Raw genomic sequence first — 12,872 nt, 5'->3', positions numbered from 1 at the left:
CCGACTGCGTTTCCGATGCGGATGTCGACCCGGCCGTCACCGCGCGTCCCCCGCCTCCAGGCGGCGGACGGCGTTCTCCGTCCACGGCGGCAGCGGATCGCGCAGCCGCAGAGCGGCGGGTAGCCCGCTCAACACGCCTCGCAGCGCGCGGGCCGCCTCCGGGTCGCGCCGCGCCCGGCGGGCCAGCCGCGCGGTACGTCCGGCGGCGACGGGCAGCGGACGGCGCAGCCAGCAGGTGAGCACCTCGTTGCGGCGTACCACCGTGCGGCGTTCCGGCCGCGGGCCGTCGTCCGGGTCGTGCCGGGCGACCACCTCGGGGCAGTACGCCACGCCCCAGCCGCGTGCCGACAGGTCGTAGGCGAGCAGGGCCTCCTCGCCCCCGATGCCGAGCATCGGGTGGTAGCCGCCCGCGTCGAGGAACGCCGAGCGGCGGGCCACGGCGGCACAGCCGAGGAAGCCCAGCACCGAGGGGCCCGGGAGGTCGGGGGGACGGCCGAGCGGTGAGCGGGCCAGCACCGCGTTGAGCGGATCCTCGGCACCCTCCGCGCCGACGCGGGTCGCGGCGGCGAGGAGCCCGAGGCGGGGGTGGTCGCGCAGCAGTTCGACGGCGAGCGCCAGGGCGCCCGGCTCCCACCAGGAGTCGTCGTCGCTGAAGGCGACCACGGGCGTGTCCAGCACGGCGACCGCCAGGTTGCGGGCGACGGCCGCGTGGTTGCGCGGCAGCGCCAGGAGCCGCACGTGCGGGAAGTGCTCGGCGACCAGCGCGCGGGTCCCGTCCGTCGAGGCGTTGTCGGCGACCACGATGGCCGGGCGCTCGGGCAGGGCGCTCAGCCGGGTCAGCGTCCCGGCGAGGCGGTCCGCCCGGTCACGGGTGGCGATGGCCACGCCGACCCGGGCGCCGGTGGGCCCGGCGACCGCCTCGCCGACGTCGCGTCCCCGGACGTCGTCGGACGCGTGGGCACGTCGGTGCGCGGGGGGCCGGGAACGGCGGCCGGGCATGCCATCTCCTGTGGGTCGTCGGGCGGTTCCTCCGGGGCGTCCAGGGGGCCGTGCGCCGTGAGCGCCGTGAGCGCCGCGAGGACCTCGGCGGGCCGGACGCGGAGCAGCAGCGGGTCGGGACGGTCCCCGTGCGGGTCGCCCCTCGGGCCGGGGTGCCACAGCACGCGGTGCCGGGCCCGGGCCGGCGGCCCCCACTCGGACGGCGGCACCGGACCGAACAGCGTGACCGAGGCGGTGCCGTGCGCGACCGCCAGATGGGCGACCCCGGTGTCCCCGCTGACCACGGCCCCCGCCCCGGCGACCAGCGCGGACAGGACGTCGAAGGGCATGCCGCTCCGGACGGTGTCGTCCGGCAGCCCCGCGAGCACGGCCACCCGGGCCGCCAGCCGCTCCTCGCCCGGCCCCGCCGTGACCACCACCGGGCGGCCGGCCGCACGCACGGCGGCGGCGACCTCCGCGAACCGCTCGGGCGGCCAGCACCGCGAGCCGGCGGCGGCGCCCGGGTGCAGGACGACGGCGCCGGGCGCGGGGCTCGGCCCGGTCGGGCGGGGAAGCCGGACCTCGTCGGCGTCGGCGGGCACACCGTGCCACCGCAGCAGCCGGCACCAGCGCTCCCGCTCGTGCTCCGCCACGGCCGGGGGCGGCCCGTCGGGCGCGGCGTAGGCGAGCAGCCGCGCGGGCCGCACGGTCCGCAGCAGGTCCTGGCTCTCCGGGCCGGTGCCGTGCAGGTCGACCGCGAGCTCCGGGGGGCGTCCCTCCCAGGTCAGCGTCGGGGGCACGGCCCGGCCCGGCGCGGCGGCCGGGAGCAGCCGGTCCACCACGCCGGTGGCCCGCGCGGCCTCCCGCAGCCCGGCCGGGGCGGCGAGCACGACCTCGTGGGCCGGGTGGGCGCGGCGCAGAGCGGTGAGCGCGGGCACGGCGGTCAGCAGGTCGCCCAGCCCGAGCGCCCGCAGGACCAGCAGTCGGGGGCGGGCACGCGGTCGGTCGCTCACGGCGTCCCCCCGCCCGCCGACACGGCGGCCCGGGCCGCGATCCTCGTGCTGGACCGGCCGTCCAGGTAGGGCAGGAGGACGACCTCGCCGCCCCACTCCTTGAGCAGCCGGGCCTCCGGCAGCTCCGCGCGGGCGTAGTCGCCGCCCTTGACCCAGATGTCCGGACGCAGGACGTCCAGCAGCCGCTCGGGCGTGTCCTCGTCGAAGACGGCGACGGCGTCCACGCAGCCGAGCGCCCGCAGCACCCGTACCCGGTCGCTCAGCGGTGTGATGGGCCTCCCCGGCCCCTTGCGGCGCCGCACGGAGTCGTCGGAGTTGACGCACACGACCAGGCAGTCCCCGGTGGCGCGGGCCGCCTGGAGGAGGCCCACGTGCCCGGCGTGCAGCAGGTCGAAGCAGCCCCCCGTGGCGACGACCGTCCCGCCCGCCGCGCGGACGCCGCGGATCACCTCCTCGGCGGCGTCCGGAGCCGGTCCCTCCGGCCGGGGCGCGGCCGAGGGCCGTCGGCCGCCCGGGGAGGCGGTCGTCGAGAGGGCTCCGGCACCGCCCGCCGCGACGAAGCCGGTGGCCGCCGCGACCGCGCCCCGCACGGCCTCCTCGGGCAGGGCGCCGTCGGCCAGCAGCCCGGCGGCGCTCGCCGCGAACCGGTCGCCCGCGCCGCAGGAGTCGCCGCCGTGCCGGGCCGGAGCGGGGACGAGCAGCGGATGGTCGCCGAACGACAGCAGGGCCCCGTCGGCGCCGAGCGTCACCGCGACCGCGCCGGCCCGCCACGCGCGGACCAGGGCCCGTGCGTGGTCCATGACGGCCCCCAGGCCGTCGGCCGACGAGCCCGTGGCGTCCGGCAGCCGCGCCGCGAAGTGCCGCGCCTCACCGGCGGTGGGGGTGACGAGCCGGGCTCCGGGCACCGGCGGGCCGCCGCGCGGGTGCGGGTCCCAGACCAGAGGTACCCGCGCCGCCCGTTGTGCGAGCGGTCCGCGCAGCACCTCGGCGGCGCCCCGGCCGTAGTCGGCCACCAGCAGCGCCCCGGCTCCGGCGACGGCGCGGCGCGCCGCCGGGGTGACGCCCGTGGCACGGCCGTCGCCCCGGTCCAGCCGCAGCATGACCCGCCCCTCGGCGAGCACCCGGGTCTTCTCGGGGAGCGTGCCGGTCAGGGTGAGCGGGACGACGGTGACCCAGGGGTCGAGCAACTCCAGCAGCCGGGTGCTGGCGGCGTCGTCGCCCACCGCCGTCACGAGGGTCACCTCCCGTCCGGAGAGGGCCGCCAGGTAGGCGGCGAGGGCGGCGCCGCCGGGCCGCAGCCGCTCCTCGCAGCCGTCCACCACGGGGACGGGGGCGTCCGGGGCCAGCCGGTCCGCCCGGCCGGTCAGGTCGCGGTCCAGCAGCGCGTCCCCGACGACCACCAGGGGCGTCCCGGGGGCCCCGGCTCCGTCGCCGTGGCGTGGGGCGTGCCCCGACCGGGGTGCGGTCGTCCCGGTCATCGCGGGCCGCCGTCCCGCCCGGGCGCGAGGCCGGGCAGCGCGGCGTCGAAGGCCGCGCAGACCATGTGGACCACGACCAGGTGGCACTCCTGCACGGTGGCGGCGGTGGCGGCGGCCACGCACAGCGCCTCGTCGCTCCCGGCGGCCAGCGGGTTGGGTTCCGGTCCGGTCAGGCCCCAGACGGCCAGGCCGGCCTGCCGTCCGGCGTCGGCGGCGGTGAGCAGGTTGGCGCTGGCGCCGCTGGTGGAGAGCAGCATGAGGACGTCGCCGGGGCGCCCGTGCGCCCGTACCTGCCGGGCGAACACCTCGGCCACGCCGTAGTCGTTGGCGATCGCGGTCGTGCTGGAGGTGTCGGCGTGCAGGGCCAGCGCGGAGAACGGCGGGCGGTCCTCCCGGTAGCGTCCCACCAGCTCGGCGCTCAGGTGCTGGGCCTGCGCGGCGCTGCCGCCGTTGCCCGCGACGAGCAGGCGTCCGCCGCCGTGCAGCACCTCGGCGAGCCGTTCGCCCCAGCGCTGGGCCACGTCGGCCGAGCGCCGCAGGTCGAGGAGGGCGTGGCGCAGTTCGTCGCAGTGGGTGCTGACCGATGTCGTGGCGAAGGTCATCGGACCACCCCCGTCGGGACGCGGTGACCTGCCGTCACCTTCGCGTACACGTGCTCCACGCGTTCGGCGACGCGGCTCCAGGAGAACCGGTCCAGGGCCCGGCGGCGGCCGGCGGCGCCGTAGGCCGCGCGGACCTGCCCGGAGGTGAGGAGCCCGCGTACGGCGTCGGCCAGCGCGGCGGGGTCGCCGGGCGGGACGAGCCGCCCGGTCACCCGGTCGGCCACGGAGTCGAGCTGTCCGCCCACCCCCGTGGCCACCACCGGCACCCCGGACGCCATCGCCTCCAACGGGACGATGCCGAAGGGTTCGTAGGCCGGCGTCGCCAGCATCAGGTCGGTGCTGCGGACGAGGGAGGGCATCCGTTCGTGGCCCACGGCGCCGAGCAGCCGCACCCGGTCGGCGACGCCGTGCTCCCCGGCCACGGCCAGCAGCCGGGCCGCTTCGTCGTCGGCGGCCAGCAGGGCCGCGTCGGGTCCGCCCGCGATGAGCAGCTCGGTCCCCGGGACGGCGGCGAGTGCGCGGATCGCGACGTCGAACCCCTTGCGCGGGACCAGCCGTCCGGCCGCCAGCAGGCGGTGGGGGTGCCGGCGCGGCGGGTCGGCGGCGGGTGCGACCCGCGGGGTGAACTCGTCGGTGTCCACCCCGCAGGGCACGACGGTGGTGTGCCCGGGCGGCACCCCCATGGCGGACAGCTCCGCCACCTCGTCGCCGCACGTGGCCAGGACCCGTGCGGCCGCCAGCGCGATCCGGCGCTCGGTGGCGACGCGTCGGGCGGGGCTGGTGTCCCGCTCGCCCTGGTGCCGCCGCTTGACGGTGCCGAGCGCGTGGAACGTCTGCACCACCGGGACGCCGTGCGGCCGCGCCCCGTCCAGCGCCGCCAGCCCGGACATCCAGAAGTGGGCGTGCGCCACGTCCGGCGGTGCGGCGGACCAGGACCGGGCCAGGTGGGCGCCGAACTCCCCCATGCACGGGTACAGCTCGTCCTTCGGCAGCGGCTCGGCCGGGCCGGCCGGGACGTGTTCGACCGTCACGCCGGGGGCGAGGGCGGTCCGGTCGGGCAGGCCCGGCGCGTCCCGGCGGGTGTGAACGGTGACCTGGTGGCCCCGCCGTGCCAGCGCCCGCGACAGCTGGGCCACGTAGACGTTCTGCCCTCCCGCGTCGGGCCCGCCGAGTACCGCGAGCGGGCTCGCGTGTTCCGACACCATGGCGATCCTCATCGCGTCACCTCCTTCGTGAGCCGGTCCCAGTCGTCCAGGAAGCGGTCGACGCCGTAGCGCGCGCTCACCGCCGCACGGGCCTCGGCGCCGACCGCCCGGGCGTGTTCCGGTTCGGCGACGAACGTGCGCACGGCCTCCGCGAGGACGTCCGGCCGGTTGGACACCACGCCCGCGCCCGGCGGGACGGCCTCGGCCGTCTCGGTGGTGTCCAGCGCGACCACGGGCATGCCCAGGTACATCGCCTCCAGGAGCGCCAGGCCGAGCGACGTCCAGCGGAACGGGTGCAGGTAGAGCCGTCGTGTGGCCATCGCCCGGTGCAGCTCCTGCTGCTGGAGCTCGCGGGTGCGCAGCCGCTCCCCGGGCAGTCCGAGGTGTTCGGCGAGTCCGTCGGTGCCCATGCCGAACACGTCCAGCGGCGCCGCGCTGGCGAAGTGGGGGAGCAGGTCGGTCCCCGTGACGCGGCCCCGGCGCAGCGGCTCGTTGATGGCGACGGCCGCTCTGGCCTCGGTGCCCGTGTAGAGCGGGCCGGGGTCGAGCACGCCGTGCTCGATGACGGTGGTCGGCGCCCGGCCGGCGTCCCAGAAGAGCCGGTTGAAGTGGGTGACGTGCACCAGCGTGCAGTTCGGGATCCGCGCCGCCGGGTGCACCGTGTCGGGCACGTCGCGCAGCGGCGTGCTGTGCTCCAGGTACACCACCGGGACGTCCCGCCCCGGCCGGCGTCCCAGCCAGCGGGTCGCCAGCTCCGCCTCGTGCGGGCGCTGCAGGATGACGAGGTCGACGTCCGTCCCGCGCAGTTGTTCCGGGGTCAGCTCGACGGCTCCCGGCGGCCAGTCCCACGTGCGCGCCCGGCCCCGGCCGTCCTCCCCGCGGCCCGGGAGGACGGGGAGCAGGTAGGTGTGCGGGCCCTGCACGAACGACGTCGTCCACGAGCCGTGCACGTGCCACAGCAGAATCCTCACGCGGTGCTCTCCTTCAGCAGCTTGTCCACGGCTCCGACGGCGTCGACGGCCGTCACGTCGCCCAGGCAGGGGTGGCCCGGCACGGGGCACTCCCGGGCCCGGCTCCCCGCGCACGGGGCGAGTTGGTCGCCCAGCAGCACGTGCGGCACCCGGTACGGGCCCCACCGCGCGGCGGGGACCACGGGCGCGAACAGCGAGACGACGGGCGTCCCCACGGCGGCGGCCAGGTGGGCCGGCCCGGTGTTGCCGACGACGACGGCCCGCGCGCCCGCCAGGACGGCGGCGAGGACCGGGGCGTCCGTGCGCCCGCCCAGGTCGGCCGCGTGGGCGCCGGCCACGGCGGCCGTCAGCGCGCGCTCCCCGGCGGAGCCGGTCACCACGACGCGGTGCCCGGCGCCGGCCAGGAGCCGCGCCGTCTCGGTGAACCGTCCGCTCTGCCAGCACCGGGCGGGCGCGCTGGCCCCGGGGTGCACGACGACGTAGGGCCCGTCGCCCGTCAGCCGGGCGGCCGCCTCCCGGGCCGCCGCCGAGGGCGGACGGACCCGCAGCGCGCCGTCGTCGCCCTCCGGCAGGGTGAAACCGGCCGCCTCGGCGAGGGCGAGAGCCGCCCGCGCCTCGTGGTGGCCGGGGTCGCGCCGGTGGCGGACGTCCAGCAGACCGCCGGGGTAGTGGACGCTGTCGGCGGCGACGCGGGCGACGCCGGCCAGCCGCAGCACCAGGGCCGTCGGGAGCGGGCTCTGGTGGGCGGAGGCGAGCACCAGCGCGGTGTCGCAGCGGCGTTCGCCCAGGTCGGCGACGACGGCGGCGATGTCGTCCGGCTCCACGGGCAGCGCCTCGGGGCCCGCCCAGGGCGCCTCCCACACCAGGACGTCGTCGACGCCGGGCAGCAGCCGCGCCGCCGCCTCGCCGCGCGGCCCGCACAGGAACGTCACGTGCTCCGCCGACCCGGCCACCGCCCGGACGGCGGGACCGGCCAGCAGCACGTCGCCGAAGCTGTCGACGCGGGCCACCAGTGCCCTCACGGCCGGCCGCCCAGGACGGCGCGGACGGCGGTGAGCAGGTCGGGCGCCACCAGCGGCGCGGCGGCCACCTCGTCGGCCAGCGTCTGCGGCGTGGGCACCAGGACGGACAGGGCGCCGGCCGCGCGGGCGGCGTCCATGTCGGAGCCGATGTCGCCGATGACGGCGCACTCCTGCGGACGCACGCCCAGCCGCCGGGCGGCCTCGATCACCAGCCCGGGCCGGGGCTTGCGGCAGCGGCAGCCGAAGTCGCGGTCGTGCGGGCAGACGACCCAGGCGTCCAGCGGGCCGAGCAGTTCCTCCACCCGCGCGTTGATGCGGCGCAGTTCCGGCCACCGCAGCTGACCGCGTCCGAGGGCCGACTGGTTGGTCACCACCGCCGTCCGCAGTCCGGAGGTCCGCACCCGCTCCAGGGCCTCCCGCGCGGTCGGCATGGGCTCGACCCGGCGCCAGTCGGTGTTGCCGGGGACGTCCGCCACCAGGGTGCCGTCCCGGTCGAAGAGGACCGCGCGCACACGCGTCGCCTCGCCGCTCATCGTCGTGCCTCCCCTCGCCGGGGCGGCCGGGGCGCCGCCCGGTGGCGCACCTCCCCGGCCAGCCGGTGGTAGACGGCCAGCGGTGGGATGAGCACGCTCGTGACGAGCATCGTCGCGATCTCCCCGGCCGTGCGCGGGCCCGGCGCGATGCGGGCGCCCGCGAACTCGGCGGTCCCCACCAGCCAGCCGGTGCCCGCGAGCGCCGCCGCCCGCCGCCGTCCGGACAGGCCGAGCGCCAGTGCCGCCAGCCCGCAGGCGGCGACCGCCGCGTGTCGGCGGATGCGGCCGCGCGGGGCGGCGGCCCGCCGCCACCAGTCCGGGCCGTGCACGGCGCACATCAGGGCGTCGTCCGCGTTGCCCCGCTGCGCCTTGACGGACACCCAGGGGTCGGCGGGGCGCACCGGGTGCCGGGTACGGCGGGTGCCCGACGTGAGGTCGTGGCCCGCCGCCTGGAGCCGCAGTGCCAGGTCGGCGTCCTCGCGGAAGGCCCGGGGGAAGCGTTCGTCGAAGCCGTTCACCGAGGCGAGCGCCGCCGTGCGGAAGGCCATGTCCGCGGTGGCCCAGCGCGCCGTCTCCAGCCCGGCGGTGTTGCGCTCCCAGTCGGTGGGGCGGCGTCCGGACGGCAGCGGGACCTCCAGGACGCCCTGGACGCCCGCGGTCGTGGGGGAGGCGGCGGTGAGGTCCGCGCGGAGCCGCTCGCGCCAGTCGGGGCCGACCCGGACGTCGTCGTCGAGGAAGACCGTCCACGGCACGTCGCCGACGGCCCGCAGACCCGCGTTGCGCGCCCCGGCCGGGCCGCGTCCCCGGGTCCGCAGGACGCTCACGCGTCCGCGCAGCGGCCCGAGGGCGTCCAGGGGCAGGTCGGCGCCGGGGCGTACCGGGCCCCCGCGCGGGGGACCGGGGCGGTCGTCCACGACGACGATCCGCACCGGCTCCGGGCCGGTGGCGTCGGCCAGGGCGCGCAGGCACTCCCGCAGGCACGGCCGTCCGACCGTCGGGATCACGACCGCGTACGCGACGCCCCGCGCCGTCGTCGACCTCTGTCGGCGGCTCATGCGAAGACCGCCCCCCTGCGCACCGCGAACGGTCCGAGGGCCAGCAGGTCCACCGGGGAGGACCCGAAGCACTCCAGCGCGTCGCGCGGGCTGTCGACCATGGGCCGCCCGGCCGTGTTGAGGCTGGTGTTGACGACGGTGGGCAGCCCGGTCCGCCGTTCGAACGCCGCGAGCAGCCGCGCGGTCAGGGGGTCGCTGTCGGCGCCGACGGTCTGGATGCGGGCGGTGCCGTCCACGTGGACGACGGCGGGGATGCGCTCCCGCCACTCCTCCGCCACCTCGTGCGTGAACAGCATGTAGGGGCTGGGCAGCTGACCCCGGAACAGCTCGGCGGCCCGGTGCTCGGCGACCATCGGGGCCACCGGGCGGAACTCCTCCCGCCCCTTGACCCGGTTGAGCCGGTCCAGGTTCTCCGCCCGCCCGGGATGGGCGAGCAGCGAGCGGTGGCCCAGGGCCCGGGGCCCGAACTCGCTGCGTCCCTGGAACCACGCGACGATCTCGTTGCCCGCGAGCACCTCCGCGGCGGCCTCGGCGATGTCCTCGGGCCGGTCGTAGGGGACGCCCGCCTCGGCGAGCCGGGCCGCCAGCTCCTCCTCGCTCCAGCCCCGGCCGAGGTCGGCGCCGGGCATCGGGGCACAGGGGTCGCCCCGCTCGGTGGCGAGGTGCAGGGCCGCGCCCAGCGCGGTGCCCGCGTCCCCGGCGGCCGGCTGCACCCACACGTCCTCGTAGGGGCCCTCGGCCGCGATCCGGGCGTTGGCCACGCAGTTGAGCGCGACGCCGCCCGCGAGGGTCAGGTGCCGGCCCCCGCCGTGGGCGTGCAGCCAGCGCACCAGGTCGAGCAGCGTCTCCTCCAGGCAGGCCTGCGCGCTGGCGGCCAGGTCGGCGTGGTCCTCGGTCCACTCGGTGCCCGGGGGCCGGGCCGGGGCGAGCGCGGCCCAGTCGATGCCGTGGGCGCGGAACCCGCCGTCGTCCGTGCCGTGCACCCACTCCCGCAGCTGCGGCAGGAAGCGCGGTTTGCCGTAGGAGGCGAGGGCCATGACCTTGTACTCGTCGCTGGAGCGCAGGAAGCCCAGGTGGGCCGTCAGCTCCTCGTAGACCAGGCCCAGGGAGTGCGGGAGCCGTTGCCCCGCCAGCACCTCCAGGGCGCCGTCGCGGTAGCGGCCGGAGAGGTGGGAGGACGCCTCGCCACGCCCGTCGAGGACGAGGACCGCGTTGTCGCGGTGCGGACCGGCGATCCCGCAGGAGGCGGCATGCGCGACGTGGTGCGGCACGAACCGCACGAGGGCCGGGTCGAGGCCGGGCAGAGCGGTGGCCAGGAAGAAGGGCGCCTCACGGGCGTAGGTCTGGCGCAGCGCGTCCCACGGGTCGTCCAGCCCCATCTCGGGGGCGGGCAGGGCGAGCGCGGGGTCGTAGGAGAAGGCCACGGCGTCCAGGTCCTCGGGCGTGAGGCCGGCGTGTTCCAGGCACCAGGCCGCCGCCTGCTCCGGCATCTCCCAGGCCGAGAACGGGACCGGGCGCTTGCCGTGCTTGCGTCGGCTGAATCGTTCCTCCTCCGCAGCCGCCACAGTTGTCCCGTCGATCACCAGAGCTGCGGCGGGATCGTGGAAGACGGCGTTGACGCCGAGAATGCGCATGCGAACCTCCTGCGGGGTCGGCGTTGCTCATGGGGCAGCCGAGGCCCTCGGGGCCACTGTGGTTACCCTCGGCAGCGCTCCCAAACGCCCTGAAGCGGCTCGCGCGCTCAGCGCCCGGCCGGCGAGGGAGCGGGCGGCTGCGGAACCGGCAGCTCGGCGAACCAGCTCACCGTCCGCTTCAGACCGTGCTCCCAGCTCGTCCGCGGAGCCCAGCCGAGTCCTTCGCGGGCGAGCGTCGTGTCCGGCCTCCGGCGCACCGGGTCGTCGTCGGGCAGGCCGATGTGGGAGATGTGCGAGCGCGAGCCCGTCAGGGCGATGATGCGGCGCGCCAGTTCGGCGATGGAGATCTCCTCGTCGCCGCCGATGTTCACCGGGCCGTCGAGCTCCGAGGCGGCCAGCGCCACCAGGCCCTCCACGGTGTCGTCCACGTAGCACAGGGAACGGGTCTGACTGCCGTCCCCCGCGACGGTCAGCGGCTCCCCGGCCAGCGCCTGGCGCACGAACGTGGGCACCGCCCGGCCGTCCCCCGGCCGCATACGCGGGCCGTAGGTGTTGAAGATCCGCACGATGGCGGCGTCCGTGCCCCGCGCGCCCCGGTGCGCGGTGACCAGCGCCTCCGCGAACCGCTTGGCCTCGTCGTAGACGCTGCGCGGCCCCACCGGGTTCACGTGCCCCCAGTACGTCTCGCGCTGCGGGTGCTCCTGCGGGTCCCCGTACACCTCGGACGTCGAGGCCAGCAGCAGCCGGGAGCCGTCGCGGCGGGCGAGTTCCAGGGCGTTGCGGGTGCCACTGCTGCCCGCCTCCAGCGTCTCCAGCGGCAGCCGCAGGTAGTCGGCGGGCGAGGCCGGGCACGCCAGGTGCATCACCAGCCCGTACGGGCCGCCGGGCAGGTCCTCCAGCGCGCCGGGCGCACAGATGTCACGTTCCAGGAACCGGAATCCGGGGCGGCCCTCCAGCGCGGTGAGGTTCCGCCGGTCGCCGGAGAGGAGGTTGTCCACGGCCAGGACCCGCAGCCCGTCCTCCAGCAGGCGTTCACACAGGTGCGAGCCGATGAACCCGGCACCCCCGGTCACCACGGCCCGGCGCATGTCGCGCAACCTCGCCATCGAGCTCTCCTTCCGTCGTGCGGTCCGCCCGGGAGCGGATCGGCTGGGCGATGTGTAGGTTCCCGATCGGCGTGCACTCGCTGGACCATGAGCGACAAGACCTTCCCGACGCCCGAACCGGAACCGGGCCGCGCCGCCGGTGAGCACCCCACCCCCGGTGAGCGGGGCGGCAGCGGTGTGCCGCCGCTGGAGACACCGCCCGTGGAGGGCTCGACGTCCGGAGCCGGCCCCCGGGAGACGTACAACCCGAGCCGGGGGTGGGCCGTCGGCCCGCTGATCGTGGTCGCGCTGATCGTGGTCGTCTTCGCCGGGTACTTCATCGCCCGGATCTTCGTGACCTGAGCCGGAGTTCCCCGATGACCCTGCGGAAAACACTGCTCACAGGCTGGTTCAGCTTCCTGCACGGAGAGGTGACGGCGGGCGACGTCCTGGCCCTGCGGCGGGTGCAGCGGCTGCTCGACGCCCGGGGCCTGGCCCACGACACCGCCTGGAGCCCCGGCTTCCGCGCCGGGGGCCCGGGGCTGGACGCCCTGGTGCCGCACGACTACGCCCGGCTCGTCTTCGTCTGCGGGCCGCTGCACGGGCCGCAGGTCGCCGACCTGCACGAGCGCTTCCCGCACTGCGTCCGGGTCGCCGTCGGCGTCTCCGTGATCGACCCGGCCGACCCGGCGGTGCGCGGCTTCCACCGGGTCATCGCCCGGGACCGGGCCGGGGGGACGCCGCGCGTCGACCTGGCGGCGGCGGCCCCGCGCGGCACGGCGCTGCCGGTGGCCGGCGTCGTCCTCACCCACGGGCAGGGCGAGTACGGGACGCGCCGCCGCCACGCCGCCGTGGCGGACGAGCTCACCGGCTGGCTGGGGCGGCAGGACTGCGGACGCGTCGAACTCGACACCCGCCTAGCGGCGGGCGACTGGCGGCTGTGCGGCACCTCGGCGCAGTTCGAGTCACTGGTCGGCCGCCTCGACGTCGTCGTCACCGACCGGCTGCACGGCCTCGTGCTGGCCCTGCGCGCCGGGGTGCCGGCGCTCGCCGTCGACCCCGTGGCCGGTGGCGCCAAGGTGACGGCCCAGGCCCGCGCGTGCGACTGGCCCGCGCTGCTCACCGCCGACGGCCTCTGCGGCCGCGAGCTGGACCGCTGGTGGCGCTGGTGCCTCGGACCCGGCCGCCCGGCGGCCCGCGCGGCCCGGGACGCGCTGTCCGCGCGCGGTGACGCCGAGGACGTCCGGCTCGCCTCGGAGCTCGCCGACGTCCTCGGGTGACCGGTCGGGACGATGC

Annotated in this window: 13 protein-coding genes; 2 read left to right on the top strand and 11 right to left on the bottom strand. The window is 77.7% G+C overall.

Annotated features, from left to right (window positions below; genetic code table 11):
- Nucleotides 1–36: 36 nt before the first annotated feature.
- The 11 genes from V6D49_RS01975 to V6D49_RS01925 form a co-directional block, all read right to left on the bottom strand.
- Nucleotides 37–885: a glycosyltransferase family 2 protein gene (locus V6D49_RS01975; protein ID WP_340556527.1), complete on the bottom strand. Its 849-nt coding sequence runs from the start codon at nucleotides 883–885 to the stop codon at nucleotides 37–39.
- Nucleotides 837–1,991, bottom strand: a complete 1,155-nt coding sequence (locus V6D49_RS01970; protein ID WP_340556526.1) for a glycosyltransferase family 9 protein — start codon at nucleotides 1,989–1,991, stop codon at nucleotides 837–839. The genes V6D49_RS01975 and V6D49_RS01970 overlap by 49 nt, the downstream gene beginning before the upstream one ends.
- On the bottom strand, nucleotides 1,988–3,469 hold the full coding sequence (rfaE2, locus tag V6D49_RS01965; protein WP_340556525.1) for a D-glycero-beta-D-manno-heptose 1-phosphate adenylyltransferase: 1,482 nt from the start codon (nucleotides 3,467–3,469) through the stop codon (nucleotides 1,988–1,990). The genes V6D49_RS01970 and rfaE2 overlap by 4 nt, the downstream gene beginning before the upstream one ends.
- On the bottom strand, nucleotides 3,466–4,071 hold the full coding sequence (locus V6D49_RS01960) for a D-sedoheptulose-7-phosphate isomerase (RefSeq protein ID WP_340556524.1): 606 nt from the start codon (nucleotides 4,069–4,071) through the stop codon (nucleotides 3,466–3,468). Before V6D49_RS01960 ends, rfaE2 begins: the two co-directional genes overlap by 4 nt.
- The gene (locus V6D49_RS01955; protein ID WP_340556523.1) at nucleotides 4,068–5,288 is read right to left on the bottom strand and encodes a glycosyltransferase; all 1,221 of its coding nucleotides are present in this window, start codon (nucleotides 5,286–5,288) and stop codon (nucleotides 4,068–4,070) included. The genes V6D49_RS01960 and V6D49_RS01955 overlap by 4 nt, the downstream gene beginning before the upstream one ends.
- Entirely contained in the window at nucleotides 5,285–6,247 is a 963-nt protein-coding gene (locus V6D49_RS01950) for a glycosyltransferase (protein ID WP_340556522.1), read from the bottom strand. The genes V6D49_RS01955 and V6D49_RS01950 overlap by 4 nt, the downstream gene beginning before the upstream one ends.
- A complete protein-coding gene (locus V6D49_RS01945) occupies nucleotides 6,244–7,269 on the bottom strand; it encodes a glycosyltransferase family 9 protein (protein WP_340556521.1) in 1,026 nt (341 codons plus the stop codon). Before V6D49_RS01945 ends, V6D49_RS01950 begins: the two co-directional genes overlap by 4 nt.
- Nucleotides 7,266–7,802, bottom strand: a complete 537-nt coding sequence (locus V6D49_RS01940; protein WP_340556520.1) for a D-glycero-alpha-D-manno-heptose-1,7-bisphosphate 7-phosphatase — start codon at nucleotides 7,800–7,802, stop codon at nucleotides 7,266–7,268. The genes V6D49_RS01945 and V6D49_RS01940 overlap by 4 nt, the downstream gene beginning before the upstream one ends.
- Nucleotides 7,799–8,857: a glycosyltransferase family 2 protein gene (locus tag V6D49_RS01935; RefSeq protein WP_340556519.1), complete on the bottom strand. Its 1,059-nt coding sequence runs from the start codon at nucleotides 8,855–8,857 to the stop codon at nucleotides 7,799–7,801. The genes V6D49_RS01940 and V6D49_RS01935 overlap by 4 nt, the downstream gene beginning before the upstream one ends.
- Nucleotides 8,854–10,491: a carbamoyltransferase family protein gene (locus V6D49_RS01930; protein ID WP_340556518.1), complete on the bottom strand. Its 1,638-nt coding sequence runs from the start codon at nucleotides 10,489–10,491 to the stop codon at nucleotides 8,854–8,856. The genes V6D49_RS01935 and V6D49_RS01930 overlap by 4 nt, the downstream gene beginning before the upstream one ends.
- A gap of 107 nt (nucleotides 10,492–10,598) precedes the next feature.
- The gene (locus tag V6D49_RS01925; protein ID WP_340556516.1) at nucleotides 10,599–11,597 is read right to left on the bottom strand and encodes an NAD-dependent epimerase/dehydratase family protein; all 999 of its coding nucleotides are present in this window, start codon (nucleotides 11,595–11,597) and stop codon (nucleotides 10,599–10,601) included.
- Between the two features lie 87 nt (nucleotides 11,598–11,684).
- On the opposite strand from V6D49_RS01925, the gene V6D49_RS01920 reads away from it, so the two are divergent.
- Together V6D49_RS01920 and V6D49_RS01915 are read left to right on the top strand one after the other, a co-directional pair.
- The gene (locus V6D49_RS01920) at nucleotides 11,685–11,939 is read left to right on the top strand and encodes a DUF6480 family protein (RefSeq protein WP_340556514.1); all 255 of its coding nucleotides are present in this window, start codon (nucleotides 11,685–11,687) and stop codon (nucleotides 11,937–11,939) included.
- 14 nt (nucleotides 11,940–11,953) lie between these two features.
- Nucleotides 11,954–12,856 (top strand): polysaccharide pyruvyl transferase family protein, encoded by a 903-nt coding sequence (locus V6D49_RS01915; RefSeq protein ID WP_340556512.1) that lies wholly within the window; start codon nucleotides 11,954–11,956, stop codon nucleotides 12,854–12,856.
- The last annotated feature ends 16 nt before the right edge of the window (nucleotides 12,857–12,872 follow it).

This window comes from Streptomyces sp. GSL17-111 (assembly GCF_037911585.1).
Taxonomy (GTDB): domain Bacteria; phylum Actinomycetota; class Actinomycetes; order Streptomycetales; family Streptomycetaceae; genus Streptomyces.
Note: the sequence above shows the minus strand (reverse complement) of the source record. Positions and strands in the feature narration are given on the sequence as shown.